Raw genomic sequence first — 23,633 nt, forward strand, 5'->3', positions numbered from 1 at the left:
CCGCCTTCTCAGATGAATTCCAGAACCGTGCTCTCGAATCGGATGACCGGTTCGCCGTTCTGGTTGCGGCCGGCGCAGAGGATCGAATTGATCAGCCGGTCCTTGCGCGTTGCCAGTTCGCGCGAGGCGATGAGCGTCACCGAATAGGTGATCGTGTCGCCGGCAAAGACCGGCTTGAGCCAGGCGAGCTTGGTGAAGCCCGGCGAGGGGCCGAGGTTAGGGGGCGCGATGCCCTCGGCGGCGAGGCGTTTGCACTCGCCAAGCCAGAACGGCACGAAGCACTTCATCCAGCCGGCGCTGGTATGCCAGCCCGAGGCGCAGAGGCCGCCGAACAGGGCGTGTTTGGCCAGTTCCTCATCCAGATGAAAAGGCTGCGGGTCGAAACTTCCGGCGAAGCGGATGATGTCTTCGGCGGTGAAGGTGTTGGAACCGATTTCGACGGCCTCGCCGAACGGGTAAAGCTCAGCCATCCGCATGGTCGGCATCCTTTTCGGCAACGCGCATCATGTTGATATATTCCGACACCGCGACGAGCTCGCCGCGCTGGTTGGTCACCTCGGCGCGCAGGCGCACGATGCCGATTTCCGGCCGCGAGCGCGAGACGCGGGCATCGAGCACCTCGCAATGGCCACCGAGCGTATCGCCTGCCAGCACCGGGCGCTTCCATTCCATGAGATCGACGCCGGGCGAGCCTTCCGATGTGGAGCCGTCGATATAGGCCTCGAACAGCATGCGCATCATCACGGCGCTCGTGTGCCAGCCGGAGGCGGCAAGGCCGCCGAGAATGCTGGCGCGGCCGGCGGCCTCGTCCATATGCATCGGCTGCGGATCGAATTCCCACGCGAAGGTGATGATCTCGTCCGCCGTCATCGTGCGCTTCGAAAAGTCGAAGCGCCGGCCCGGCGTAAAATCTTCAAATGTGTAGTTGGGCACCGTCTCGTCCATCCTGTTTCGGGCCGACAATGGCGAGCGGGGCGGCGTTTTGCAAGCTCTTGCCAGCGGGCCTGCGACGGGTAAGGTGCGCGCGACGCCGCACGAGGAGACAACGACAGATGCAGACGCTGAAATCCGTGCTCGACGGTGCGGCCGGCGAGGGGATACTCTTCGCCGAACAGGCGAGCACGCTGCTGCCCTATATGGAAGCGCGCGGTGTCGTCCTTGCTGCACCCCCCGAAGCATGCGTGCTGGATATCGCCGACCCTGCCGAAGACCGCGCCATCGCGCCCGTCGAGGACACGGAAGCGCCGCGCTTCATCCGCGGCTTCCATGATGTGCTGATCACCATCGGCGTCGCGATCGTCATGGCGGGCGTCTGGGGTGTCGGCGCCTTCCTCGCCGCGCTGCCGGCCATCCTCATCCTCGCGGAAATCCTGGTGAAGCGGCAGCGCCTTGCTCTGCCCGCCGTGCTGCTGACCCTTCTCTATGCACACTGGATCGCCATCACCACAATGCTACTGCTGGACGATGTGCTGGGCGCTGAGAAAAGCCCCTATCTTGATTTCCTGCTGACCATGCTGCCCTTCGCGATCTTGCTGCCGCCGTTCTACTGGCGCTACCGCATTCCGCTGTCGCTCAGCCTGTGGTTCCTGTCGCTGGCGGCCGTGGCGCTCGGCCTCGTCTTCCTTGCGCTGGCGCGGCTGACGGGCAGCGCCGATGTCATCGCCGCCCGGCCCATGCTCTCGGCCGGCATTTTCCTCGCCGCGGCGCTGATGCTGTTTGCCGTGGCGATGGCTTACGATCTCTCGGACCGGTTCCGCGTCTCGCGCCGCTCCGACATTGCCTTCTGGCTGCATCTGGTGACGGCGCCGGCGCTGCTCTATTCGACGCTGTGCTTCGTCTTCCTCGGTGATTTCGCCAATGACACGCTGTTCAGCAGCGACAAGGGCCTGCCGGAGGCGCTCGTCATCGTTGCCATCGTCGTCGTGCTGATGGGGATCGGCCTTGCTATCGACCGGCGCGCCTTCGTGACCTCGGGCCTGCTCTCGCTCGGCCTTGCCACGGCAAGCCTGCTCCAGCGCACGGCGGCGGCGCCCGAAAGCTATGTCTTCCTGACGCTGCTGATCGTCGGCGTCGTCGTTTTGACCATCGGTATCGGCTGGCCGCATTTCCGCCGTTGGACGGTGACGCCGCTTCCTCTAGCGCTCAAAGAAAAACTGCCGCCCCTCCGGTGAGGGACGGCAGTTTGAAGATGCCAAAATGTCTGCCGCTTACGTGTTGAAGCGGAAGTGGATGACGTCGCCGTCGTTGACCACGTATTCCTTGCCTTCGTCGCGGCCCTTGCCGGCTTCCTTGGCGCCGACTTCGCCCTTGTAGGCGATGTAGTCGTCATAGGCGATGGTGAAGGCGCGGATGAAGCCGCGTTCGAAATCCGTGTGGATGACGCCGGCGGCCTGCGGGGCCTTGGTGCCGCGCACGATGGTCCAGGCGCGCGTCTCCTTGGGGCCGACGGTGAAATAGGTGATGAGGTCGAGCAGGTGGTAGCCGGCGCGAATGAGCCGGTCGAGGCCCGCTTCCGTGAGGCCGAGCGCCGAGAGAAACTCTTCGGCTTCCTCTTCCGGCAGCTGCGCGACTTCGGATTCGATCGCAGCCGAGATGATGACGCATTCCGCGCCCTGTTCCTTGGCCATGGCGGCGACGGCGGCGGTGTGCTCGTTGCCGGTCGAGGCATCGGCTTCCGCGACGTTGCAGACGTAGAGAACCGGATGCGAGGTAAGCAGGTTCAGGCCCTTCAGGACCTCGATCTCTTCCGGCGCCAGCGTCTTGAGGAGCAGGCGGGCCGGCTTGCCCTCGTTGAGCAGCTTCACCACGGCTTCCATGATCGGCAGCTGGGCGAGCGAATCCTTGTCCTTGCTGGCGGCGCGCTTGCGGGTCTGCTCGACGCGGCGCTCCAGGCTCTCGAGGTCGGCGAGCATCAGCTCGGTCTCGATCGTGTCGGCATCGCCGACCGGATTGATGCGGCCTTCGACATGGGTGATGTCGTCGTCCTCGAAGCAGCGCAGCACGTGCACGACGGCATCGACTTCGCGGATATTGGCGAGGAACTTGTTGCCGAGGCCTTCACCCTTCGACGCGCCGCGCACGAGGCCGGCAATGTCGACGAAGGAGATGCGCGTCGGGATGATTTCCTTGGAGCCCGCGATGGTGGCGAGCGCCTTCATGCGCGGATCGGGAACCGCCACTTCGCCGGTGTTCGGCTCGATGGTGCAGAAGGGATAGTTCGCCGCCTGTGCGGCGGCCGTCTTGGTCAGCGCGTTGAAGAGGGTCGACTTGCCGACATTCGGCAGGCCGACGATACCGCATTTGAAGCCCATGGAGAGGTCCATTCGTCGTCAAGAAAATCGTTGCCCTCGCTATGGGGGATGCGGGGGGCAGGGTCAAGAGCTTGGCAGCCCTGGGGCCTTGAACTCGTCCCTCCTGCGGTGCACAATGGGCTCACATCGCTCGAAGCCAACGTCATGAGGAGCTTCCCATGAGCAATGGTGACACGACCCTCACCCCGAAAACGACCACCAAGCCGAAGCTCGAACGGCCGAAGCTCTACAAGGTCCTGCTCGTCAACGACGATTATACGCCGCGCGAATTCGTTGTGCTGGTGCTGAAAGCCGTCTTCCGCATGGCCGAGGAGACGAGCTACCGGGTCATGATGACCGCCCACAAGATGGGCACCTGCGTCGTCGTCATATGCGCACGCGACATCGCCGAGACCAAGGCGAAGGAGGCGACGGATCTTGCCAAGGAGGCGGGTTACCCGCTGCTCTTCCAGACGGAACCGGAGGAATAGGCTCTAGGGACGGCGGATCTGGAATCCGGTCTTGTCCTGCTTGAAGCCGCAGCGTGTGTAGAAATCCGCGGTGCCTGTGTCGCTGCGCCCCGTCAGCAGCATTACCTTGTAGCAGCCGGCCTGCCATGCCGCGTCTGCGGCCTGTTCGAGGACGGCGCGGCCCAGGCCCGTCCGGCGGGCGGCCTCCGCGGTCACGACATTCTCAATCAACGCATAGGGTGCGCCGGCCCGCGTGAGGTTCGGCACGACGACGAGGGTGCAGGAGGCGAGGGGAATGCCGTCCTTGACGGCGACATAGATCGTCATGCCGGGCTGGGCGAGAATGGTGGCGAAGTGCGTCTGCGCCATTGCCGCATCCATCGGTGGATCGTCGGGATTGAGCTCGGCATAGAGGGCGAGCAGACCGGGCAGATCATCCGGGCCCGCGGAGCGGAGAATGGCGTCGCCGGCCATGTCAGTCGCCCTTGTTGCCGAGCAGCTTCTTCAACATTTCCGCCATCGGGCCTGTGGTCGGCAGGATTTTCGGCTGGTTGTGGTTGCGCGCCTGACGGATATGGGACTGGCCGGCGGGCTTCTTTTCGGGCGCGGCCTTCTCCTCCGGCTTGCTGCCGGTGGCGAGCGCCAGCTTGTTCATCAGCTGGGAATCCTCACCCCGCACCAGCATGTCGGTGTTGAGCGCAAGTTCGTCGAGCAGCGGATCGAGCCATGTATGGTCGGCCTTGGCGAAATCGCCGAGCACATGGTTGGTCACCAGCTCCTTGGCGCCGGGATGGCCGATGCCGAGGCGTATGCGCCGGTAATCCTTGCCGCAATGGGCGTCGATCGACTTGATGCCGTTATGACCGCCATGGCCGCCGCCGACCTTGATGCGGACCTTGCCGGGGGCGAGATCCAGTTCGTCATAGATCGCGACGATGTCCTTGGGCGCGAGCTTGTAGAAGCGCATCGCCTCACCGACGGATTCGCCCGAAAGGTTCATGAAGGTCTGCGGCTTGACGAGCAGCACCTTCTCGCCGGCGATCTCGCCTTCGGCGATTTCGGCCTTGAACTTCTTCGACCAGGGCGAAAACGGGTTTTTGCGGTGGATCGCATCCAGCGCCATGAAACCAATATTGTGGCGGTTGCCCGCATATTTTGCGCCCGGATTGCCGAGGCCCACGATTATCTGCATGGAAGTGGTCCGCAAGTGGAGGTGTCCGCGTCTTCACCACCGCGAAAGCGGACGGAAGTCAACCGCCTCGGATCAATTCTTCGTGCCGTTGTCGGCCGTGCGCGTGTCCGGCGGCAGGCCGTAGGCGGTGAAGATGCGGTCCTGCTCGCCGCTGAGGATGAGCTTGTCCAACTCGGCCTGAAGCCCCTTGATCAGGTCTTGCGGCGTCTGTTTGTTGCAGGCGAGCCCGTAGACCTGGCCGGCCATCAGCATGGCCTTCTCGACGGGATATCCGTCCTTGAGCAGCTTCTTATAGGTCTTGACGGAGGTCGGCATCAGGTCGATGCGGCCGGAAATCAGTTTGCGCAGGGTGATGTCGATATCGGAAGCAAGGTCGATATCCTTGAAACCGAGCACTTCGAGTGCCTCCACGGCGAAGTCCCCGCGCTGCGAGCCGACCTTGAGTTCTCGTGCCTTGACGATCGTCAGGCCGTCATGGGTATCGCCCTTGCGCTTGAGCAGCACCATCTGGTCCTTCAGCAGTGGACTGACCCAGACGAAGCGCTCGGCCCGCTCGCGGTTGTAGCCCGCCGTGAAGACGCAGGTGTTTGGCTGGTTTTCGGCCATGGCGAAGGCGCGGGCCCAGGGCATGATCTCCAGCGTGTAGTCCATGCCGGCGGCCTTGGCGATCGCCTCCACCTGATCGACCGAGATGCCGGTGATCTTGCCGTTCTTGGTGTAGTTGAAGGGGGCATATTCTTCCGTCACGAAATGCAGCGTGTCGGCAAGAACCGAGGAAAGCGGGGCAAGCGACAGGCAAAGCGTCAAAAGCAGTGTCTTCATCGTCTTGTCCCTCAACCCGTCAGGAGGCCATGGCGCGACGTTCGGGCACGTCGGGCATTGCAAATTCGTCGAGCTTTTCGAGCAGCGCGTCAAGCGGCAAGGGCCTGCTCAGCAGGTAGCCCTGGCCGAATTCGATGTTCATGCTCTGCAGGATATCCCATTGCTCCGTCGTCTCGATGCCTTCGGCCACCACCGCGCAGCCCATCTGGTGCGAGATGGTGCGGATGCCCTCGACGAGCATGCGGCTCTTGCGGCGCACATCCGGCTGGTCGGAGGACAGCGAACGGGTGAAGGACTGGTCGACCTTGACGATATCGACCGGGAACCGGTTGAGGTAGCTGAGGGACGAATAGCCGGTGCCGAAATCGTCGAGCGCGATGCGGCAGCCGAGATCGGAAAGCGCGTCGAGCACCTCGCGCACGACGGGATTGTCGAGCATCAGCACCGCCTCGGTGATCTCGACGACGATGCGCGAGGGCGTGATGCCGTTTTCGAGGAGAAGGGTCGCGATGCGTGCGGGGAGGGCGGGCTCGAACTGTAGCGGTGAGAAATTGACCGCGAGATAGGTGTCACCAAGGCCGGCGAGCCTGGAGATGACCGCCAGGTTGGTGATGGCCTTTGACAGGATGCAATCCCCGATCCGCCCGATCGTCCCGTTCTCCTCGGCAATGCCGATGATCTCGGCGGGAGGCAGGATGCCGCGCTCGGGATGGTGCAGGCGCATCAGCGCCTCGAAGCCAGCGACGCGGCCGTCCGCAAGGCTCACGATCGGTTGGAGATGGGTGGTGAACCAGTCGTCGCGCAGGCCCTGGTCGATGAACTGCTCGATCTCGAGCCGCCTGCGGGCGATATCGACCATGTTGTTGTCGAAGAGCTGCACGCCGTTCTTGCCGCTGCGCTTGCGCGCATACATGGCCATGTCGGATTTCTGCAAGAGGCAGGCTGCGGTGGCGGCGTGGTCCGGATAGACGGCGATGCCGATGCTGGCGCTGACATTGAGTTCCGCGCCATTGACGATGAGCGGCGCGCGCAGGCTGGCGACCAGCCGGTCGCTGATATCCATGGCGAGCTGGCGGGCATTGGGCGCCGAGAGCAGGATGGCGAATTCGTCGCCGCCGAGGCGGGCGATCACGTCAATGGCGCGCAGCTGGCGGCGCAGCCGCATGGCGACCTGGCAGAGCACGTCGTCGCCGCTGGCATGGCCGAGATTGTCGTTGATCCACTTGAAGCGGTCGAGATCGACGAAGAGGCAGGCGAGCTGCTGGCCATGCGCATCGACCTCGCCGATCAGCTCGTCCAGCACGGTTTCGAAGCCCTGCCGGTTGAGCAGGCCTGTCAGATGGTCGGTGATGGCCTGGCGGTGGTTGCGGGTCTCGGCTTCCTTGAGGTCGGTGACGTCGGTCATGACCGAGAGCGACAAGGCCTGACGGCTGCTGCTCGCCTCCACGCCGGTTTCCAGGATCAGCACATCGATCACGCTACCGTCGGCGCACAGGAAGCGCAGGGTCACTTCGCAGATGCCGCCGTCTTCCATGTTCGTCGTATGACGCTTGCGATAGGTTTCGCGGCATTCCTCGACGACGAAGTCCGTGAATTCCTGGCCGATCACCGCTTCGCGGCGATAGCCGGTGGCGGTCAGCCAATAGTCGCTGACCGCCGTGATGCGGTTTTGCGCATCGACGGAAAACAGCATGGCCGGCGTCAGGTTGTAGATGTCGGTGGCGCGGACATGCGCCATCTTCAGCTCGTTCTCCTCGCGCTCCAGCTTGCTCTGCATTTCGTTGAAGTTATGGGCGAGCGCGCCCATCTCGTCGTTCGAGGTCCAGTCGACATGATGGCGCGAGCCGAGCCGGCGCGTCGCCTCGATGGCCGCAGTCAGCCGCATCAGCGGCCGGATGATGGTGATGCGGTTGCCGATGATGGCGGCGGTGAAGAGGGTCGCGACGGCGAAGAAGAAGATGGCGAAGATGCTCAACTCGTCCTTGGAGAAGCGCGAGAAGAGGCCTTCCTTGTGAATCCAGATTTCCGCGGTGCCGACCTTCTTGATGCCGTCGGTCGCCTTGTAGAGGATATCGGTCTTGACGATGGAGCGCGCGTCATCCGGGTTGGGCGCGACGGCGGGTTTGCGGATGTCGATGACATCGGACGTGTCGCGCACCTGCACATAGCTGATATCGGCATCGGCCTGGAGTGCGGTGACGATCTGGTCGATGCTCTCCTTGTCGAAATCCCACAGCGGCTTGCCCAGCGCCTGGACATTGGCCTGGAGCAGTACTTCGGTGTTCTGCAGGCGCTCGCGTGCGACACGGTCGGACGACAGGATGAGGAAAAGCAGGAAGAGAGGTGCGACGAAGACGAGCAGGGCACCGATGACGATGGCGATGAAGCGGCTTTCAACCGAATGCATTTTCATGCCGGTCGCCCCATAGCCACGTTACAAAGCCAGTCCATCGTGCCCCTCTTTGGCTTTCGCCATTTTCCCCAGGGTCTAGATTTTCATCAAAGTCTTAAATGTTGCTAAAATGTAGGTTCGCAAAAGTGCTGATAATTCAAACTTCCCGCAGCGGTAGTGCGGCCTCTTGCGAGCAAAGAAAAACCCCGCGCCTTGGGTAAGGCGCGGGGTTTCGAGAACGGTCCCGGAAATGGGATTATTCTGCGGAGCCTTCTTCTTCCTTCACGCCGGCCGCCGGGGTGGCGATCGTGGCGATGGTGAAGTCGCGGTCGGAGATGACCGGGCTCGTGCCCTTCGGCAGCTTGATGTGCGAGATGTGGATGCCATCGCCGACCTTGAGGCCGGAGAGGTCAGCCGTCAGGAATTCCGGAATGTCGCCGGCCAGAGCGTGCAGCTCGACTGCGTGGCGAACGATGTTCAGGACGCCGCCGACCTTGATGCCCGGGGACTTCTCTTCGTTGACGAAGTGAACCGGCACTTCGACGACGACGTGGGTGTTACCCGAAACGCGCAGGAAGTCGACATGCATGGTGAAGTCGCGGACCGGATCCAGCTGGAAGTCCTTCGGCAGAACCTTGATCTTCTCGCCGTTGACGTCGATCGTGGCAACCGTCGTCTTGAAGCCGCCGGCGTGGATACGCTGGGTGACGTCCTTGGTCGAGAGGGCGATGGACAGGGGGGCCTGCTTGTCGCCATAGATTACTGCAGGAATAAGGCCGTTGCGGCGAAGTTCACGGGAGGACCCCTTACCAACCCGTTCGCGCGTCTCGGCCTTGAGCTCGTAAGTTTCGTGGCTCATGGCTTTACCTTTCAAGTGTTACTGGAGAGCCTTTCGCGCATCGGGCAGCGCCCGGCGATGCAAAAAGCTTGAGGATTTCGTGAAAGCCTCATCCACGTTGCCTCCAAGGGTGTCTACGCGGACGGGGGCTCCATAACCAACAATGCCCGGAAATGCAAGGGCCGGGGCCGGATTGACCCTGGATTGACATGCTTGCGCCGCGATTGGATGTTCGGTAGCGAACGCTTCGGTGAAGGAGAATAGAATGAGACGACAGATCCTGATGGCCTCGGCCGCTTTTGCGCTCGTTTCGGCAGGCCCCGCCCTGGCCCAGGAGATTTCGCCCGCAGGCGCTGAAAGCCTCCAGCAGCGACTGACGCACTATCTGCCGAAGGATATGGTCGATGCCGGCCTCCTCACGGTGAAGGCGGCGTCCTCCTTCTATGAGCTCCGCTTCAATCCGACCGTCCTCTTGGACAAGGCGAAGGAAGGTTCCGTGAAGGTCGAGGGCCTGAAGCCGATGACGGCCTATCTGCGGCCGCAGCCGGAAGGCACCTATCGATTCGAATCGAGCGACAGTTTCGATATCAAGGGCACGGTGCCCGGCCAGGGCTCGTTCACCTATCTCATCGACACGATGAAGATGGACGGGATCTACGATCCGGAAATCCTCTATTTCACCTCGGCGGACTGGTCGACGAAGCGCATCGCCTTTTCCAGCACCACGCAGCAGGAAAGCGTGACCGCAAGCTTCGGCGAATCGGCCATGCGCATAACCTCGGAAAAGAAGGCGCCCGGTACGATCGACATTTCGAGCACAGGCGTGATGAAAGCCTTTGCCGAAACGATCACCGGTGGTCCCTCGGGCCGTGTCGATATCGGTGCCGACACGCTCGACATCGATGTCAGCCTTGACGGTGCGCGCTACAAGATCTTCCAGGATCTCGTCTTCTTCGTGCTTGACAACATCAAGAAGGACCAGCTCGATGTGCAGGATGCCGCGAAGCTCAAGGAGTTGCTGCGCGCCTCGCTGCCGGTGTTCGACAATCTGACCGAGACGATCAAGGCGTCCAACGTGACCGTCGGCACCGACAAGGGCACCTTCGGCGCCGATGCGGTGACCTACAATATCGACATGAACGGCATCGGCCATTCGACGCGGGTCGGTTTCGGCTTCGGCGTGGAGCATCCCAAGCCGCCGGCCGGTATATTGCCGGCGGAATTTGCCGAGGCGCTGCCGGAGCGGGCGAATTTCAAGGTGGCGGTGGCCAATCTCGATCTTGCCGGCGCCGTGCATTACCTCATCGACCACGCCGACTTCACCAAGCCGGAGCCGCTGACGGAAGAGCAGAACAAAGAGATTGGCCGCATCGTCCTGCCGAACGGCGCAATGACCGTCGAATTCGAGGATGTCTCAGCCGCATCGCCGATCTATGACCTTCAGGTCTCCGGCAAGATGACGGTCTATCCCGACCAGCAGGATCGCCGCAGCGCCGATATCACGATCACCATGCGCGACTTCGACAAGACGATCAGCTATCTCCAGAAGAACGCCGCGAAGGTGCCGCAGTTCGGCCAGGCCTCCTTCGGCCTGCTGATGATGAAGGGCCTTGCGCGCAAGGGCGGAGGTGATGCGCAGATCTGGGACCTGACGGTCGGCGAAGACGGCAAGGTGCTGATCAACGGCCAGCCGCTACCCTTCCAGCCGTAAATCCTATGCTTTGCGCTTGGCGGTGAAACGCGAAAGCGCCAGCATCAGGCCGCCTGCGAGCAGGCCCCAGAAGGCACCGGAAATGCCGGCAAAGGAGACGCCTGAGGCGGTGACGAGGAAGGTCACCGCAGCGGCCTCTCGTCCATCCACTTCCTTGAAGGCATTGAGCGCCGAATTGGCGAAGGCGCTGATCAGTGCGAGGCCGGCGACGGCCTGGATGAGGATGGGCGGGGCAAGGCTAACGAAGGCCGTCACCGCGCCCGCGGCAAGGCCGAAGATCACGTAGAAGATGCCGGCATTGATCGCCGCCCAATAGCGTTTTGCCGGATCGGGATGGGCATCGCTGCCGGCGCACATAGCGGCGGTGATGGCGGCCAGGTTCACCGCATGGCCGCCGAAGGGCGCCGAGAGCAGCGAGAACAGGCCGGTCGTGGCGAAGAGCGGGCCGGGATTGGGCTCGTAGTGATTGACCTTCAGCACCGCGATGCCGGGAATGTTCTGTGAGGCCATGGTCACGATGAAGAGCGGTAGCGCGATGCTGACGAGGCCTGTCAGCGTGAAGACGGGCGTGACGATCTCGGGCTTCGGCAGCAGGGTTTCGGCAAGTCCCGCAAAGGCGCCATCGGGAATATCGACGCCGAGAGCGAGCACGGCGACGAAGGCCGCAAGTGCTGCCGGCACGGCATAGAGCCGGTTGACGCTGCCGACGATCACCCAGGCGAGCACGATCGGCAGGCCGAGCCAGGGATTGAAGGCAATGGCCTTCACCGGCGCGAAACACAGGCCGATCAGCACGCCGGCCAGCATGGCATTGGCGAGCGCTGCGGGAATGGCGGCGACCATGCGGCCGAGCGGTTTCCAGAGGCCGGCGATGACGATCAGCACGGCACAGACGATGAACCCGCCGACCGCGGTGGCAAAACCACCCTCGACCGCGCCGGAGCTGGCAAGCAGCGCCGCACCCGGCGTCGACCAGGCGATGGAGACGGGCAGGCGGGTCGCGACGCTGAGCACGATGGCGCAGACGCCCATCGACACGGAAAGCGCCATCAGCCCGGAGGCGGCCTGCGCCTCCGTGGCGCCGACACCGGTCAGGCCGTGCAGCACGACGGCAAAGGAGCTGGCAAAACCGACGAAGGCGGTGAGCAGGCCCATGAACAGGGCTTGGGCGGAAAAGTCACGAAGCATGGCAAGATCGATCAAGGAAAGGGATGCGCAGTCGTAACAGGCGGCGCGGGGCTTGGAAACAGGCTATTGGCCGGCAGGTGCTCCGCTTGCTTATGCGCCCGGTCTTGGACCTTGGTCGCGCTGGACCTTCCGTCGCAAACGCGGTTATAGTGAGCGGCGTTATATTCTGACGCGACGATCGGTCGGAAGCTTTCGGGAGGAGAGCGGATGCCTCTGCGTTTCGATCACGCGGATCATGTGCACAGCGTGGCGGGTCATGCGTCCGCTGCGGCCAGTTCGCCTGTTGCCGCCTCCTGGCGGCGTTGCCTCACGCTGCATGGCCTTTCTCCGGAAGAGGCCCGCGTACCCTGGCGGCTGAGCGAGGCGGAATTCCGCCATGCCCGCACGCGCTCCAGCGTTCTCGTCGAGGAGGCCTCGGGCGAACTCGACCGTCTTTTCGCGACGGTCGGCAAGGCCGGCTGCTGCCTGCTGCTGACGGATGAAAACGGCATCGCGCTCGAGCGGCGTGGTGCGGCGGGCGATGACCGGGCGTTTCGCGGCGTGGGCCTGTGGTCCGGCACGGTCTGGAGCGAGGCGAGCGTCGGCACCAACGGCATCGGCACGGCGCTGGCCGACGAGCGGCCGGTTCTCATCCTGCGCGACCAGCATTTCCTGTCGCAGAACACCGGCCTGTCCTGCACCACGGCACCGATCCGCGACCATACCGGCCGCATCGCCGCGGCCATCGATATTTCCACCTGCCGCGACGATGCCAACGAGATGACGATGGCGATCCTCTCGCAGGCGATCCGCGATGCCGCCGCGCGCATCGAGGCGGGGCTCTTCCGCCGCGCCTTCTCCGCCGCCCGAATTCTGCTGGTGCCCGTCGAGGGCCGAGCGGCGCCGGCGCTGCTCGCTGTCGACCGCGACGATCTGGTTCTTGGCGCCACCCGCGCGGCGCGTCAGGTTCTCGGCCTTGATGACCGGCGCATCGCCACCGGTATTGCCGCGTCCGACCTGCTGCAGGAGAATCGGGCGGAGGAGGGGCGGGACCTCGACGATGCCGAGCGCGCAGCCCTTCGCCGAGTCCTGACGCGGGCCGGCGGCAATATCAGCCATGCGGCGGACCTGCTCGGCATCAGCCGCGCGACGCTCTATCGCAAGATGAAGAAGCTTTCGATCAACTGATGCTGCGGCGCAGCACAGCCCGTGCCGCCGACCTGTCTCAAATCTGAAACAGTCGTCGCAACCATCGCCGCGCAGGCTCTACCGCAATCCACCGAAGCGCAGCACCATTCTCCTTACGGCCCATCCGGGTCTCTTTTGGGAGGAATGACATGCTGCATCAGAAGATCGTCGAAAACCCGTACAAGGCAAAGTACGGCAACTTCATCGGTGGCGAATGGAAGGAGCCCGTCGCGGGTCGCTACTTCGATAATGTCACGCCGATCACCGGCGGCAAGCTCTGTGAAGTCGCCCGCTCCGACGCTGCCGATATCGAGCTTGCCCTCGACGCGGCCCACGCCGCCAAGGACAAGTGGGGCCGCACCTCGGCAACCGAGCGCTCCAACATCCTCATGAAGATCGCCCAGCGCATGGAGGACAATCTCGACCTTCTCGCCCGCGCCGAGACCTGGGACAACGGCAAGCCGCTGCGCGAAACGCTCGCTGCCGACATTCCGCTTGCCATCGACCATTTCCGCTACTTCGCCTCCTGCGTTCGTGCGCAGGAAGGCACGATCGGCGAGGTCGACCACAACACCATCGCCTATCATTTCCATGAGCCGCTCGGTGTCGTCGGCCAGATCATTCCGTGGAACTTCCCGATCCTGATGGCCACCTGGAAGCTCGCGCCCGCGCTCGCGGCTGGCAACTGCGTGGTACTCAAGCCCGCCGAGCAGACGCCGTCCTCCATCCTCGTCTGGGCGGAACTGATCGGCGACCTGCTTCCCGCCGGCGTACTCAACATCGTCAACGGTTTCGGCCTGGAAGCCGGCAAGCCGCTCGCCTCCAATCCGCGCATCGCCAAGATCGCCTTTACCGGCGAGACGACGACCGGCCGCCTGATCATGCAATATGCCAGCCAGAACCTCATTCCGGTCACGCTGGAACTCGGCGGCAAGTCGCCAAACATCTTCTTCGCCGATGTGATGAACGAGGATGACGACTATCTCGACAAGGCGCTCGAAGGTTTTGCGATGTTCGCGCTGAACCAGGGTGAGGTCTGCACCTGCCCGAGCCGCGCGCTGGTGCATGAGAAGATCTACGACCGCTTCATGGAAAAGGCGATCAAGCGCGTGGAAAAGATCGTGCAGGGCAACCCGCTCGACACGGCGACGATGATCGGCGCGCAGGCATCGTCCGAGCAACTGGAAAAGATCCTGTCCTATATCGACATCGGCCGGCAGGAAGGCGCGGAAGTGCTGACCGGCGGCGGGCGCAACGATCTCGGCGGCGATCTGGCTGGCGGCTATTACGTCAAGCCGACGGTCTTCCGCGGTCACAACAAGATGCGCATCTTCCAGGAGGAGATTTTCGGACCGGTCGTTTCGGTCACGACCTTCAAGGACGACGCGGAGGCGCTCGCCATCGCCAACGACACACTCTACGGCCTCGGTGCCGGCGTGTGGAGCCGCGATGCGAACCGTTGCTACCACTTCGGCCGCGACATCCAGGCCGGCCGCGTCTGGACCAACTGCTACCACGCCTATCCAGCCCATGCGGCCTTCGGTGGCTACAAGCAGTCCGGTATCGGCCGCGAGACGCACAAGATGATGCTCGACCACTACCAGCAGACCAAGAACATGCTGGTCAGCTACTCTCCCAAGGCGCTCGGTTTCTTCTGAGCGACCGCCGCTTTCTCCCGCTCCCCCGCGGAGAAGGCGAACGAAGGGCAGGGCCACCCCCATCATCGGCTGCTGCCCGTTCCCTCTCCCCACCTGCCCGGGGAGAGGGACACCGCATTCTGGAGCATTTCCGGTGAACTCTGGTTCGCCGAAAATGCTCTAGGTTTTTGTGTTTGGCGCATTATCCGACGCGGAAGCGATCTCGCTTCGGCTGGAAATGCTCTAGGAGAGCCGCAATGTTCGATATCCCGACCGAGCCGCGCGTGGTGGCGACCGACGCGGCCCTTGATTTCATCCGGGAGATCCAGGCGGATCATCCCGAAATCCTGTTCCACCAGTCGGGCGGCTGCTGCGATGGGTCCTCGCCGATGTGTTACCCGGCGGACGATTACATCGTCGGCGATCGCGATGTGAAGCTCGGCGAGATCGGCGGCGTGCCCGTCTATATCAGCGAGAGCCAGTTCGGCGTGTGGCAACACACGCAGCTGATCATCGACGTCGTGCCCGGCCGTGGCGGCATGTTCTCGCTCGACAATGGGCGGGAGAAGCGTTTCCTGACCCGGTCGCGGATTTTCGGTGGCGGCGAGGCCTGTCCACTGCCGCAACGTTGACCGCTCAGCGCATGAAAAAGCCCGCCACGTGAATGGCGGGCTTTTCTGTCCAGGAGACAGACGTTTTAGTTTACTGCACAGGCCGGATCGCGTTTTGCCCGGCGCTTGTCCGCGCAGCGTGGATCCTCGCGCTCTTCGCGGCCGGAGCGATCCGCCCGCGTGCCGCTGTCATCAAGGCCAAGCTGGATGTCCGCATCCTGGCGCCTGTTGTCGCTGCGCTCGCGATCCCGGTCTTTTCTACGTTCACGGCTCGGACGGGCGTCCTGATCCTGGCTCTGGTCTTGCCAGCCGATCGAAACCCGATCGCGCCGCGGGCGCTCGCGATCGTCTTCCCAGCCCGTGTCCGGGCGGCGGGATTGGCATTCGCCACGGCCGATCACGTCATAGCCGCTGGAACGTGCCTCGCAGGCGTTTGCGAAGGTCTGGCGGTCACGACCGCGCGAGCCGCAGACCGGCGCGTATTCCCGTGTGCAGGCACGGCCTTCGTCGGGGCGCGGATCGGGGCGGCCGTCGAAGCGGCATTCGCCGCGACCGACGATGCGATAGCCGTTCGAGCGTGCTTCGCAGGCATTGGGGAAGGTCTGGATTTCGCCGCCGCGCGTGCCGCAGACGGGCATATATTCCATGGTGCAGGCCTGCGGACGGGGGCGGTAATCCGGCCGGCCCTCATCGACCTCGACCTGGCAGGCGGCAAGCGTGCCCGCAGCAAGAAGGATGGCGGCGCGGGCCGCCAGGCGGCTGAAGAAAGATAGTGATATCATAGGATTCCTCCTCGCGAATCTGAGCAGACCCTAACGCAAATTTGATCGGCCCGATATCGGCCGTGAACAAAAAAGCAGGGCGTGGTTGCGGTATGAAAAAGCCTGCGCAACCGAAGCGGGCGCGCAGGCTTTGAAAACGGTAAAACCGTGGTTTCGTCAGTCGAAGAGGCTCGAGACCGACTCTTCCGCGCTCGTGCGGTTGATCGCCTCGCCAAGCAGGTTGGCGGTCGATATGACGCGGATATTGTGCGCCGACTGGACGGCCGTCGTCGGCTGGATCGAGTCGGTGATCACAAGCTCCTTGAGCTTCGACGAGGTGACGCGGGCCACAGCACCACCGGAGAGCACGCCATGCGTGATATAGGCGGTGACGCTGGTCGCGCCCTTGTTCAGAAGTGCCTCGGCAGCGTTGCAGAGCGTGCCGCCGGAATCGACGATATCGTCGATCAGCAGACAGTCCTTGCCGGTCACGTCGCCGATGACGTTCATGACCTCGGACTCACCGGCGCGCTCGCGGCGCTTGTCGACGATCGCCAGCTGGCAATCGAGGCGCTTGGCGAGCGCACGGGCGCGCACCACGCCGCCGACGTCGGGCGAGACGACCATGACGTTCTGGAGATTGTAGTTTTCCTTCACGTCGCGCGCCAGGATCGGCACGGCGTAGAGGTTGTCGGTCGGGATATCGAAGAAGCCCTGGATCTGGCCGGCATGCAGGTCGAGCGTCATGACGCGATTGGCGCCGGCCTCGGTGATGAGGTTAGCGACGAGCTTTGCCGAGATCGGCGTGCGCGGAGCGGACCTGCGGTCCTGGCGGGCATAGCCGAAATAGGGGATCACGGCGGTGATGCGGCGCGCCGAGGAGCGGCGCATGGCATCGATCATGATCAGCATTTCCATCAGGTGGTCGTTGGTCGGGAACGATGTCGACTGGACGATGAAGACGTCCTCGCCGCGCACGTTCTCCTGGATCTCAACGAAGATTTCCTGGTCTGCAAAGCGTCGGACCGTGGCACGGCCGAGCGGAACATTCAGATAGTTGCAGATCGCTTCGGCCAGAAGCCGGTTCGAATTGCCCGCGAAAACCTTCATCTATGGTCCGCCTGTTATTCTGCTGATGGGGGGGCGTTTAAGGGGCTGGCCCCTCGAATGCAAGGGGCTTGCCCCGATCACTAAGCGAATCTTCGCATTTCGCTGTGATTTACCGTTTCGAGCCTGTTAACCGGGTGCGGAACCGCGCCAATCGAGGTATTCGCGGATGGTCTTCTGCGCGATGCCTTCCATCGTGCGGGCGGGAACCGCCGACCAAGGATCGGAGGCCGTGCCGGATACGGTTTCCTGGCCCTGGATGCGGTGCAGCCGCGCGCCGCTGCCGTCCAATACGTCCCAGACATAGACGACTGTCGTGCCGCCATTGTCTTTCATGGCCGAGAAATAGCCCTTCAGGATGTATTTGCTGGAATTGTCGGACGCGCTGCGGATGGTCAGGCCGTTGGAGCGGGCTTCGGCTCCGAGGCGCTTGGAGAGCGGCGTCACGGCCTCGACCGGCGCGCCGATGATCGGCAGGAAGCGGATCGTCTCGCCGGATTTCTGGGGCGTCGCGACGGCGATCTCTTCCGCGCCGCCGGAGGTTTCCGCCGCCAGCGAGCGCTGGGCGGTCTCACGGGCGAGCGCCGTGTCGGATGTCGTGCGGCTGCCGGTCGTGTTGCGCGTCAAGGCATCGGCCTGGCCCTGCAGCGTGCCGGCGGTGTCGCGACCGCTCGTCGTGCCGGTTTCGGCCGGCGTGGTGAAGGCGGTCTGCTGCGTCGTGGTGGTAACGGGCGTGGTCTGGGCGCTCATCTGGTCGAGGTCGCGCTGGGTTACGGGCGAAGAATTCAGGCCGCCGCCGACATCGACCTGCGGCGTCAGCGCATCCGTGCTGTTGCAGCCGGAAAGGGTCGCGATGAGGCCGATCACTGCCAGCCGCTTCATCAGCTCGTGCATCCTTGTCGTCCATATCCTGCGGAGGGCTTTTGCCCTTCCGTTCCCCGCAATGATTTATGGGTGGCCCTCAAAGTCCTGTCAATTACAGGATCTCGCGAGCCTGGGATAACGCAATTAGACCTCGATGAAATCGAGACCATAGCGGGAAAGCGGTTTGGGCGTGTCTGTCGTCGTCAGGTAGGTCTGGCCGAGCGTCATGGCGGTGCCGCTGTCGGAATCGAGCAGGATCGTGTGCACGAAGACCGACATGTTCGGCTCGATCTCCTGCGGATTGCCGGCATGGAACATCTGATGCTCCATCCAGGAGGGGGCAAAGCGCGCGCCGACGGAATAGCCGCAGGAGTTCAGCCGGTGGCGGGCAAGGCCGCGCTCGTCGAGGATGCGGGCATGGGTCTCGAAGACGGTGCCGAACGTATTGCCGGGGCGCAGCACCATTTCCATCGCCTGGATGGTCTCTCGGCAGGCGCTGTAAAGTTCCCGGTGGCGGGCGGTCGGTGTACCGATCACTGCGGTGCGCATCATCGGCGCGTGATAACGCGCGCTGACGCCCGCCCATTGCAGGCTGAGCTGGTCCTGGGCTTCCAGCCGGCGGCGGCCGGATTTCGAACGTACGAGCAGGGCATCGTCGCCCGAGCCGATGACGAATTCGTTGGCGGCATAATCGCCGCCGCCCGAGAGCACAGCGTTTTGCAGGGCGGCGAGGATGGCTGCCTCGTCACCGCCGGCCTTGATGAGCGGGAGCGCCGCATCCAGCGCCTCGTCCGAAAGGACCGCGGCGCGCTCGACATAGGCGATCTCGGCCGGGCTCTTGATCAGGCGCAGGCGGCTGACGATCGCGGAGGCGTCGACGAGCTGGCCGAAACTCTGGAGCTGGTTGTCGAGCAGGCGCGCATTGCGGCCGGTCAGGCCATGTGTGTCGTATTCCACGCCGATGCGGCAGCCGAGCAGGTCGAGATCGGAGAGCAGGTTCTTCAGATCCATTGACGGGTCGGCGTTGACCCGGTCGATCCAGACCTCGATCTTCTCGATGGTCGAGGTGCGGCGTGCCTGGCGCAGGTCGGCCGAGCGGGTGAGCAGCACCATCTCGCCGCTCGCCTTCACGACGAGCGTCTGGAAGAAGCAATAGCCGAACGTGTCGTAGCCCGTCAGCCAGTACATGCTCTCCTGCGCGAAGAGCAGCATGGCATCGAGCTTTTCCTCCCGCATCCGGGAGGTGAGGCGCTGGAGCCGGTTGGCGTATTCCTCGCTGTCGAAGTGAAGTGCCATGGGTGTCTCCCTCGTCCGTTTGTTATGGGGGCGTCAGGCCTTGACCATGATCGCCGAAATCTGGCGGCCGTAATCCGGCTCCTGCCGGTGCGTGGTGCGCCGGTAGGAGAAGAAGCGATCCTCGTCGGGATAGGTGCAGATGTCGAGATTTTCAGCCGTCACGCCGGCATCGGTCAGGCGCTGCGTCGTCAGGCCCGGCAGGTCGAACATCGCGTGGCCGTCCTTGCCCGAGGGCGTGAAATAGCGCTGATAGGCCTTATCGACGGCGAGGAAGCGCTCGATGAATTCCGGGCCGACCTCGTAATTGCGCCGGCTGATCGACGGACCGAGGCTGGCGACGATATTCTCGCGTTTCGCGCCGAGCTTTTCCATGGCGGCGATGGTGTTTTCCAGCACGCCGTAGAGCGCACCCTTCCAGCCGGCATGGGCGGCCCCGACGATGCGCGCCTCGGGATCGCAGAACAGGATCGGGCCGCAATCGGCCGCCAGCACGCCGATGACGACGCCGGGCGTGGCGCTGACAAGCGCATCGGCTTGCGGCCGCGCGCCGTCATAGGTTTCATCGACCACGACGACATCGGGCGAATGGATTTGATGCACGGTCGCGAGCTTCTCTGGTGCTACGGAAAACCAGCGGGCGACGCGGGCGCGATTCTCGTGCACGTTGTCGCGCTCGTCCTTCGAGCCGAGGCCGACATTCAGGCCGCGATAGATGCCGTCGGAAACGCCGCCGGCACGCGTGAAGAAGCCGTGCTGGGCGGCTTTTCCGGCGCGTTCGGCCAGAAGCGGGCTTTCGATCGGGGAGGGGAGCGTCTGGTCCTTCATGGTCTCTCGGCTGGGCTTTGGAGGGGCCGCCAGGCAGGAACGCGACCGGGCATGCGGGGTGCAAATCGGGCCGGATGTTGTCCGGCCTTTTCCGGCATGTCAATCCGGCTGGCGGAAGGGGAAGAGGGCGAGCGGCGCGCTGCCGATGGCCAGAACCTTGAACAGATCGCCCATTTTCCCGGCGCCGGAGCCGGCGAGCCGGTCGACATCGGCAAGGATGGATTGCTGCGTCTCAGCGTCGCGGTGGCGGCCGAGCGCGGACGCCCTTTCGCCGATGCCCAGCCCGACGAGGAAATCGCCCTGGTGCAGCATGCCGTGCACATGCAGGCCGGCACCGGCGGCCGCACCCGCCAGCCGCTCGAAATCGACATGGCTCGTCAGGTCCGCCTCGCCGGGATGGGCGAGTGGCGGGTCGAAATCGTGTTTGAGCACCGCCTGCAGCGTATCGCCGAAACCGGTGACGAAATGGCCGTAATCGATGATGACGGCCGAGCCGCCGAAGCGGGCGATGCGCTCGCCGATCGCGGTCATGACGGCCTCGCGTGCCGGCGCGATCTCGAAAATCGTGCCGTTGGGAACGCTTCTATGATGCTCCGGCAGCACGGCGGCATCGAGCGTTGCAACACCGGCGGCGAAGGTCAGCTCGTCCTCGGCATCCAGGCCGATGAGCCGTTCGCGGAAGCCCGAGGATGTCTTGATGAACTGGCGGATCGGGATGGCGTCGAACAGCTCGTTGGCGGCGAGCAGCACGAAGCCTTCGGGCAGTTCCTCGAAACTGTCGTGCCAGGTGACGCGCGCGGCCTGCGTGCCGAGCGTTTCATGCTGGACGGCGCGCAGCTTCGGGCTGGTCTCGATCAGGTGGAAGGTCGCGTTCTCATAGAGCTGCGGGGCGAGCTTGTGCACGACGCGCAGCATGTCGGCCATCATCGTGCCGCGGCCGGGGCCGATCTCGGCGATGCGCACGGTCTCCGGCCCGCCATGCTTCTGCCAGGCATGCACGAGGAAGATGCCGAGCATCTCGCCGAAGAGCTGGCTGACCTCGGGTGCTGTGACGAAATCGCCGGCGCTGCCGAAGGGGTCTCGGGTGCGGTAGTAGCCGTATTCGGGATCGGCGAGGCAGAGCGCGAAATAATCGGTGACGCTGATCGGGCCATTGGTGCGGATCAGCGCCTTGATCTTCTGGGCGAGGGGTGTCGTCATGGCGGGGTCCGCTCAGGCACTGGCCGGGTGGGCCGCACGGGCGCGGAAAATCGCCCAGAGACCGACAAGCAGCATCGGCAGCGAGAGCAGCATGCCCATGGTCAGCCAGCCGCCGAAGAGATAGCCGAGCTGCGGATCCGGCTCGCGGAAGAACTCGACTGTAATGCGCGACAGCGCGTAGCCGGCGACGAAGAGGCCGGTTACGAGGCCGGGACGCTTCAATGCGCCGAAGCGGTAGATGGCGACGGCCAGCACGGAGAGCAGCACGATGCCCTCGAGGCCCGCTTCATAGAGCTGGCTCGGATGGCGGGCGAAGGGGCCGGATTCCGGGAAGATCACCGCCCAAGGCGCATCCGACAGGCGGCCCCAGAGCTCGCCGTTGACGAAATTGGCGATGCGGCCGAAGAACAGGCCGATCGGCACGACGGCCGCGACGATGTCGAACAGGCTCCAGATCGCGATATTGTTGCGGCGGGCAAACAGGATCATGGCGAGCGTCGTGCCGGCAAAGCCGCCATGGAAGGACATGCCGCCGTTCCAGACCTGGATGGCGCGCAGCGGATCGGCCGCGACGTTCGGGAAATCGTAGAACAGGATATAGCCGATGCGCCCGCCGAGAATGATGCCGACGGCGGCCCAGACGAGAAAGTCGTCGAGCTGCACGCGCGTCGCGGGCGCTTGCCCGGCCCACAGCCGCGGCGTCTCGATCAGCCGGCGGGCATAGAACCAGCCGAGCAGGATGCCGACGACATAGGCGATGCCGTACCAGTGCACGGCGACCGGGCCGATCGAGAAGGCGATCGGATCGATCTCCGGGTAGGGCATGATGGCGAAGAGGTTTGCAATAGTCGTCAAGGCTTATGTCTTCCGGTTTCGCGGGGGAAGATGGCGACGCGGCATGGCAGGGTCAAGGCGATAAATCGTGATACACGGGCCTCGGCCGGCCGGAACGGGCGGCGATCCACCGGAATCCGCTTGCAAGGCGCCGTGTCAGACCCTACCTCAAGGACAGAGCGCGGGCACCGACAGCCCGCTGGACATTTGATCCCTGAAGGGAGGACAGACCATGACGACCGGTGCCAATCGCATTCTCGACGACTTCGCCAAGCTGATGACCGACGCCGCTGGCGCTGCGCAAGGCGTGCGCAAGGAGGCCGAGACGGTGTTTCGGGCCCAGGCCGAGCGCTTCATCAACGGCATGGACCTCGTCAAGCGGGAGGAATTCGAAGCGGTGCGTGAAATGGCGATCAAGGCGCGCGACGAAAACGACGCTCTTTTGAAGCGCATCGAAGCGCTGGAAGCCCGTCTCAACACGGGCAAATGACCCGTTTCAAGACAGCTTTGAACCATCGAGACTCGGTTGGCGTGATTCACCTCGCGCCAACCGTTTTTTTTAATAAAAATTTTACCCCTGTGGACACTCCCGAAAAGCTCTTTCGGCAGAGTCCCTTAAGCCTTCGTCCTGAATCTTTTTGACAGGCTCTGTCCACAACCGGACGGAGAAAATGGCGGATGAGGGGCTGGCGTCGTGACTCTGCCGTTATACACTGATTTTAAATGATGATTCGAGACGGGCAGCGCAAGCTTCGGGCAGGGTAAGTCGTCCAGACTGCGCAAAGTGCCGAGCCAATCATTCAGTGTTGTATCCGGAGTATGGTTTGCTTGCATCGCGTGTGAACGCGATGGCGCATGCCTGCCGGCCTTGAAGGTGATGCATGAGCCTTATGGAATTGGATATCGGGCGTCAGTCCAACCCGGTCGATATGATCGAGTTCGTCGCGGCCAACAATGACTGGTCGTTCGAGCGTTCGGGCGAAGACGAAATCGCCATGACCGTCGAGGGCAAGTGGACGGACTACCACGTTTCCTTTTCCTGGATGGAAGAATTCGAGGCGCTGCATCTGGCCTGCGCCTTCGATATCAAGGTTCCCGAAAGCCGCGTTACCGAAGTGCATTGCCTGCTGTCGCATGTGAACGGCCAAGTGCTCATGGGGCATTTCGACCTGTGGCGCCGCGAGGATGTCGTGATCTTCCGCCAGTCGCTGCTGCTTGCCGGGGGCGCCGAGCCTACCAACCGTCAGGTCGAAGTGCTGCTGTCCAGCGCACTCGAATCCTGCGAGGCCTATTTCCAGGCCTTCCAGTTCGTCGTCTGGTCCGGTATGGACGCCCAGTCCGCCGTCGACGCAGTGCTTTTCGAGACGGTTGGAGAAGCCTGAGAATGTCGGTTGCGGTTTCGGGTCCCATCGTTCTCATCGGCGCCGG

Annotated in this window: 24 protein-coding genes; 8 read left to right on the top strand and 16 right to left on the bottom strand. The window is 63.6% G+C overall.

Annotation, left to right across the window (positions count from 1 at the left end; genetic code table 11):
- Window positions 1–8: 8 nt before the first annotated feature.
- On the bottom strand, window positions 9–476 hold the full coding sequence (locus ACOZK4_RS11490; RefSeq protein ID WP_421592002.1) for a MaoC family dehydratase: 468 nt from the start codon (window positions 474–476) through the stop codon (window positions 9–11).
- Window positions 463–945 carry a MaoC family dehydratase gene (locus ACOZK4_RS11495; protein ID WP_421592003.1) on the bottom strand — a complete coding sequence of 161 codons (483 nt, stop codon included), beginning with the start codon at window positions 943–945 and terminating at the stop codon, window positions 463–465. Before ACOZK4_RS11495 ends, ACOZK4_RS11490 begins: the two co-directional genes overlap by 14 nt.
- A gap of 107 nt (window positions 946–1,052) precedes the next feature.
- On the opposite strand from ACOZK4_RS11495, the gene ACOZK4_RS11500 reads away from it, so the two are divergent.
- Window positions 1,053–2,171 (top strand): hypothetical protein, encoded by a 1,119-nt coding sequence (locus ACOZK4_RS11500; protein WP_421592004.1) that lies wholly within the window; start codon window positions 1,053–1,055, stop codon window positions 2,169–2,171.
- 36 nt (window positions 2,172–2,207) lie between these two features.
- On the opposite strand, the gene ychF is transcribed toward ACOZK4_RS11500, so the two are convergent.
- Window positions 2,208–3,311, bottom strand: coding sequence for a redox-regulated ATPase YchF (gene ychF / locus ACOZK4_RS11505; RefSeq protein ID WP_244759639.1), 1,104 nt, complete (start codon window positions 3,309–3,311; stop codon window positions 2,208–2,210).
- A gap of 158 nt (window positions 3,312–3,469) precedes the next feature.
- On the opposite strand from ychF, the gene clpS reads away from it, so the two are divergent.
- Window positions 3,470–3,781: an ATP-dependent Clp protease adapter ClpS gene (gene clpS, locus ACOZK4_RS11510; RefSeq protein WP_421592005.1), complete on the top strand. Its 312-nt coding sequence runs from the start codon at window positions 3,470–3,472 to the stop codon at window positions 3,779–3,781.
- A 3-nt stretch (window positions 3,782–3,784) separates the two neighbouring features.
- Here clpS and ACOZK4_RS11515 read toward each other — a convergent pair whose 3' ends face one another.
- The 5 genes from ACOZK4_RS11515 to ACOZK4_RS11535 form a co-directional block, all read right to left on the bottom strand.
- The gene (locus ACOZK4_RS11515; RefSeq protein WP_421592006.1) at window positions 3,785–4,234 is read right to left on the bottom strand and encodes a GNAT family N-acetyltransferase; all 450 of its coding nucleotides are present in this window, start codon (window positions 4,232–4,234) and stop codon (window positions 3,785–3,787) included.
- 1 nt (window position 4,235) lies between these two features.
- Window positions 4,236–4,952 carry an aminoacyl-tRNA hydrolase gene (pth, locus tag ACOZK4_RS11520; RefSeq protein ID WP_313530485.1) on the bottom strand — a complete coding sequence of 239 codons (717 nt, stop codon included), beginning with the start codon at window positions 4,950–4,952 and terminating at the stop codon, window positions 4,236–4,238.
- Window positions 4,953–5,024: 72 nt separating this feature from the next.
- A complete protein-coding gene (locus ACOZK4_RS11525) occupies window positions 5,025–5,774 on the bottom strand; it encodes a substrate-binding periplasmic protein (RefSeq protein WP_421592007.1) in 750 nt (249 codons plus the stop codon).
- A 19-nt stretch (window positions 5,775–5,793) separates the two neighbouring features.
- Entirely contained in the window at window positions 5,794–8,181 is a 2,388-nt protein-coding gene (locus ACOZK4_RS11530) for an EAL domain-containing protein (protein WP_421592022.1), read from the bottom strand.
- Between the two features lie 241 nt (window positions 8,182–8,422).
- The gene (locus ACOZK4_RS11535) at window positions 8,423–9,025 is read right to left on the bottom strand and encodes a 50S ribosomal protein L25/general stress protein Ctc (protein ID WP_313530481.1); all 603 of its coding nucleotides are present in this window, start codon (window positions 9,023–9,025) and stop codon (window positions 8,423–8,425) included.
- A 244-nt stretch (window positions 9,026–9,269) separates the two neighbouring features.
- Between ACOZK4_RS11535 and ACOZK4_RS11540 the strand changes: the two genes are divergently transcribed.
- On the top strand, window positions 9,270–10,715 hold the full coding sequence (locus ACOZK4_RS11540; protein WP_421592008.1) for a hypothetical protein: 1,446 nt from the start codon (window positions 9,270–9,272) through the stop codon (window positions 10,713–10,715).
- Window positions 10,716–10,718: 3 nt separating this feature from the next.
- On the opposite strand, the gene ACOZK4_RS11545 is transcribed toward ACOZK4_RS11540, so the two are convergent.
- Window positions 10,719–11,903: a benzoate/H(+) symporter BenE family transporter gene (locus ACOZK4_RS11545; RefSeq protein ID WP_421592009.1), complete on the bottom strand. Its 1,185-nt coding sequence runs from the start codon at window positions 11,901–11,903 to the stop codon at window positions 10,719–10,721.
- 207 nt (window positions 11,904–12,110) lie between these two features.
- Here ACOZK4_RS11545 and ACOZK4_RS11550 point away from each other — a divergent pair, with 207 nt between their 5' ends.
- From ACOZK4_RS11550 to ACOZK4_RS11560, 3 genes are all read left to right on the top strand, one after another.
- On the top strand, window positions 12,111–13,070 hold the full coding sequence (locus ACOZK4_RS11550; protein WP_421592010.1) for a helix-turn-helix domain-containing protein: 960 nt from the start codon (window positions 12,111–12,113) through the stop codon (window positions 13,068–13,070).
- Window positions 13,071–13,219: 149 nt separating this feature from the next.
- Window positions 13,220–14,728: an aldehyde dehydrogenase gene (gene adh / locus ACOZK4_RS11555; protein WP_421592011.1), complete on the top strand. Its 1,509-nt coding sequence runs from the start codon at window positions 13,220–13,222 to the stop codon at window positions 14,726–14,728.
- Between the two features lie 236 nt (window positions 14,729–14,964).
- Window positions 14,965–15,339: a DUF779 domain-containing protein gene (locus tag ACOZK4_RS11560; RefSeq protein ID WP_421592012.1), complete on the top strand. Its 375-nt coding sequence runs from the start codon at window positions 14,965–14,967 to the stop codon at window positions 15,337–15,339.
- A 65-nt stretch (window positions 15,340–15,404) separates the two neighbouring features.
- On the opposite strand, the gene ACOZK4_RS11565 is transcribed toward ACOZK4_RS11560, so the two are convergent.
- The 7 genes from ACOZK4_RS11565 to lgt all read right to left on the bottom strand — a co-directional run bounded on the left by ACOZK4_RS11565 (window position 15,405) and on the right by lgt (window position 22,226).
- Window positions 15,405–16,100, bottom strand: coding sequence for a Kazal-type serine protease inhibitor family protein (locus ACOZK4_RS11565; protein WP_421592013.1), 696 nt, complete (start codon window positions 16,098–16,100; stop codon window positions 15,405–15,407).
- 156 nt (window positions 16,101–16,256) lie between these two features.
- Entirely contained in the window at window positions 16,257–17,189 is a 933-nt protein-coding gene (locus tag ACOZK4_RS11570) for a ribose-phosphate pyrophosphokinase (RefSeq protein ID WP_257949004.1), read from the bottom strand.
- A gap of 126 nt (window positions 17,190–17,315) precedes the next feature.
- Window positions 17,316–18,068 (bottom strand): hypothetical protein, encoded by a 753-nt coding sequence (locus ACOZK4_RS11575; protein ID WP_421592014.1) that lies wholly within the window; start codon window positions 18,066–18,068, stop codon window positions 17,316–17,318.
- Between the two features lie 126 nt (window positions 18,069–18,194).
- Window positions 18,195–19,346 carry a Xaa-Pro peptidase family protein gene (locus ACOZK4_RS11580; RefSeq protein WP_313522817.1) on the bottom strand — a complete coding sequence of 384 codons (1,152 nt, stop codon included), beginning with the start codon at window positions 19,344–19,346 and terminating at the stop codon, window positions 18,195–18,197.
- 33 nt (window positions 19,347–19,379) lie between these two features.
- Entirely contained in the window at window positions 19,380–20,171 is a 792-nt protein-coding gene (pgeF, locus tag ACOZK4_RS11585) for a peptidoglycan editing factor PgeF (RefSeq protein ID WP_421592015.1), read from the bottom strand.
- A 99-nt stretch (window positions 20,172–20,270) separates the two neighbouring features.
- The gene (locus ACOZK4_RS11590) at window positions 20,271–21,371 is read right to left on the bottom strand and encodes a class I SAM-dependent methyltransferase (RefSeq protein WP_421592016.1); all 1,101 of its coding nucleotides are present in this window, start codon (window positions 21,369–21,371) and stop codon (window positions 20,271–20,273) included.
- Window positions 21,372–21,383: 12 nt separating this feature from the next.
- A complete protein-coding gene (lgt, locus tag ACOZK4_RS11595; protein WP_421592017.1) occupies window positions 21,384–22,226 on the bottom strand; it encodes a prolipoprotein diacylglyceryl transferase in 843 nt (280 codons plus the stop codon).
- A gap of 211 nt (window positions 22,227–22,437) precedes the next feature.
- Between lgt and ACOZK4_RS11600 the strand changes: the two genes are divergently transcribed.
- Window positions 22,438–22,695: an accessory factor UbiK family protein gene (locus ACOZK4_RS11600; RefSeq protein WP_313522823.1), complete on the top strand. Its 258-nt coding sequence runs from the start codon at window positions 22,438–22,440 to the stop codon at window positions 22,693–22,695.
- Between the two features lie 391 nt (window positions 22,696–23,086).
- On the top strand, window positions 23,087–23,587 hold the full coding sequence (locus ACOZK4_RS11605) for a YbjN domain-containing protein (protein WP_117366737.1): 501 nt from the start codon (window positions 23,087–23,089) through the stop codon (window positions 23,585–23,587).
- Window positions 23,588–23,633: the final 46 nt, after the last annotated feature.

The sequence above is a fragment of the Shinella sp. M27 genome (genome assembly GCF_049199905.1).
Taxonomy (GTDB): domain Bacteria; phylum Pseudomonadota; class Alphaproteobacteria; order Rhizobiales; family Rhizobiaceae; genus Shinella.

Excerpts from the sequence above, each read along its gene's own strand:
- ACOZK4_RS11490 (WP_421592002.1), bottom strand. The coding sequence starts at position 476 with ATGCGGATGGCTGAGCTTTACCCGTTCGGCGAGGCCGTCGAAATCGGT.
- ACOZK4_RS11495 (WP_421592003.1), bottom strand. The coding sequence starts at position 945 with ATGGACGAGACGGTGCCCAACTACACATTTGAAGATTTTACGCCGGGC.
- ACOZK4_RS11500 (WP_421592004.1), top strand. The coding sequence starts at position 1,053 with ATGCAGACGCTGAAATCCGTGCTCGACGGTGCGGCCGGCGAGGGGATA.
- ychF (WP_244759639.1), bottom strand. The coding sequence starts at position 3,311 with ATGGGCTTCAAATGCGGTATCGTCGGCCTGCCGAATGTCGGCAAGTCG.
- clpS (WP_421592005.1), top strand. The coding sequence starts at position 3,470 with ATGAGCAATGGTGACACGACCCTCACCCCGAAAACGACCACCAAGCCG.
- ACOZK4_RS11515 (WP_421592006.1), bottom strand. The coding sequence starts at position 4,234 with ATGGCCGGCGACGCCATTCTCCGCTCCGCGGGCCCGGATGATCTGCCC.
- pth (WP_313530485.1), bottom strand. The coding sequence starts at position 4,952 with ATGCAGATAATCGTGGGCCTCGGCAATCCGGGCGCAAAATATGCGGGC.
- ACOZK4_RS11525 (WP_421592007.1), bottom strand. The coding sequence starts at position 5,774 with ATGAAGACACTGCTTTTGACGCTTTGCCTGTCGCTTGCCCCGCTTTCC.
- ACOZK4_RS11530 (WP_421592022.1), bottom strand. The coding sequence starts at position 8,181 with ATGCATTCGGTTGAAAGCCGCTTCATCGCCATCGTCATCGGTGCCCTG.
- ACOZK4_RS11535 (WP_313530481.1), bottom strand. The coding sequence starts at position 9,025 with ATGAGCCACGAAACTTACGAGCTCAAGGCCGAGACGCGCGAACGGGTT.
- ACOZK4_RS11540 (WP_421592008.1), top strand. The coding sequence starts at position 9,270 with ATGAGACGACAGATCCTGATGGCCTCGGCCGCTTTTGCGCTCGTTTCG.
- ACOZK4_RS11545 (WP_421592009.1), bottom strand. The coding sequence starts at position 11,903 with ATGCTTCGTGACTTTTCCGCCCAAGCCCTGTTCATGGGCCTGCTCACC.
- ACOZK4_RS11550 (WP_421592010.1), top strand. The coding sequence starts at position 12,111 with ATGCCTCTGCGTTTCGATCACGCGGATCATGTGCACAGCGTGGCGGGT.
- adh (WP_421592011.1), top strand. The coding sequence starts at position 13,220 with ATGCTGCATCAGAAGATCGTCGAAAACCCGTACAAGGCAAAGTACGGC.
- ACOZK4_RS11560 (WP_421592012.1), top strand. The coding sequence starts at position 14,965 with ATGTTCGATATCCCGACCGAGCCGCGCGTGGTGGCGACCGACGCGGCC.
- ACOZK4_RS11565 (WP_421592013.1), bottom strand. The coding sequence starts at position 16,100 with ATGATATCACTATCTTTCTTCAGCCGCCTGGCGGCCCGCGCCGCCATC.
- ACOZK4_RS11570 (WP_257949004.1), bottom strand. The coding sequence starts at position 17,189 with ATGAAGGTTTTCGCGGGCAATTCGAACCGGCTTCTGGCCGAAGCGATC.
- ACOZK4_RS11575 (WP_421592014.1), bottom strand. The coding sequence starts at position 18,068 with ATGAAGCGGCTGGCAGTGATCGGCCTCATCGCGACCCTTTCCGGCTGC.
- ACOZK4_RS11580 (WP_313522817.1), bottom strand. The coding sequence starts at position 19,346 with ATGGCACTTCACTTCGACAGCGAGGAATACGCCAACCGGCTCCAGCGC.
- pgeF (WP_421592015.1), bottom strand. The coding sequence starts at position 20,171 with ATGAAGGACCAGACGCTCCCCTCCCCGATCGAAAGCCCGCTTCTGGCC.
- ACOZK4_RS11590 (WP_421592016.1), bottom strand. The coding sequence starts at position 21,371 with ATGACGACACCCCTCGCCCAGAAGATCAAGGCGCTGATCCGCACCAAT.
- ACOZK4_RS11600 (WP_313522823.1), top strand. The coding sequence starts at position 22,438 with ATGACGACCGGTGCCAATCGCATTCTCGACGACTTCGCCAAGCTGATG.
- ACOZK4_RS11605 (WP_117366737.1), top strand. The coding sequence starts at position 23,087 with ATGAGCCTTATGGAATTGGATATCGGGCGTCAGTCCAACCCGGTCGAT.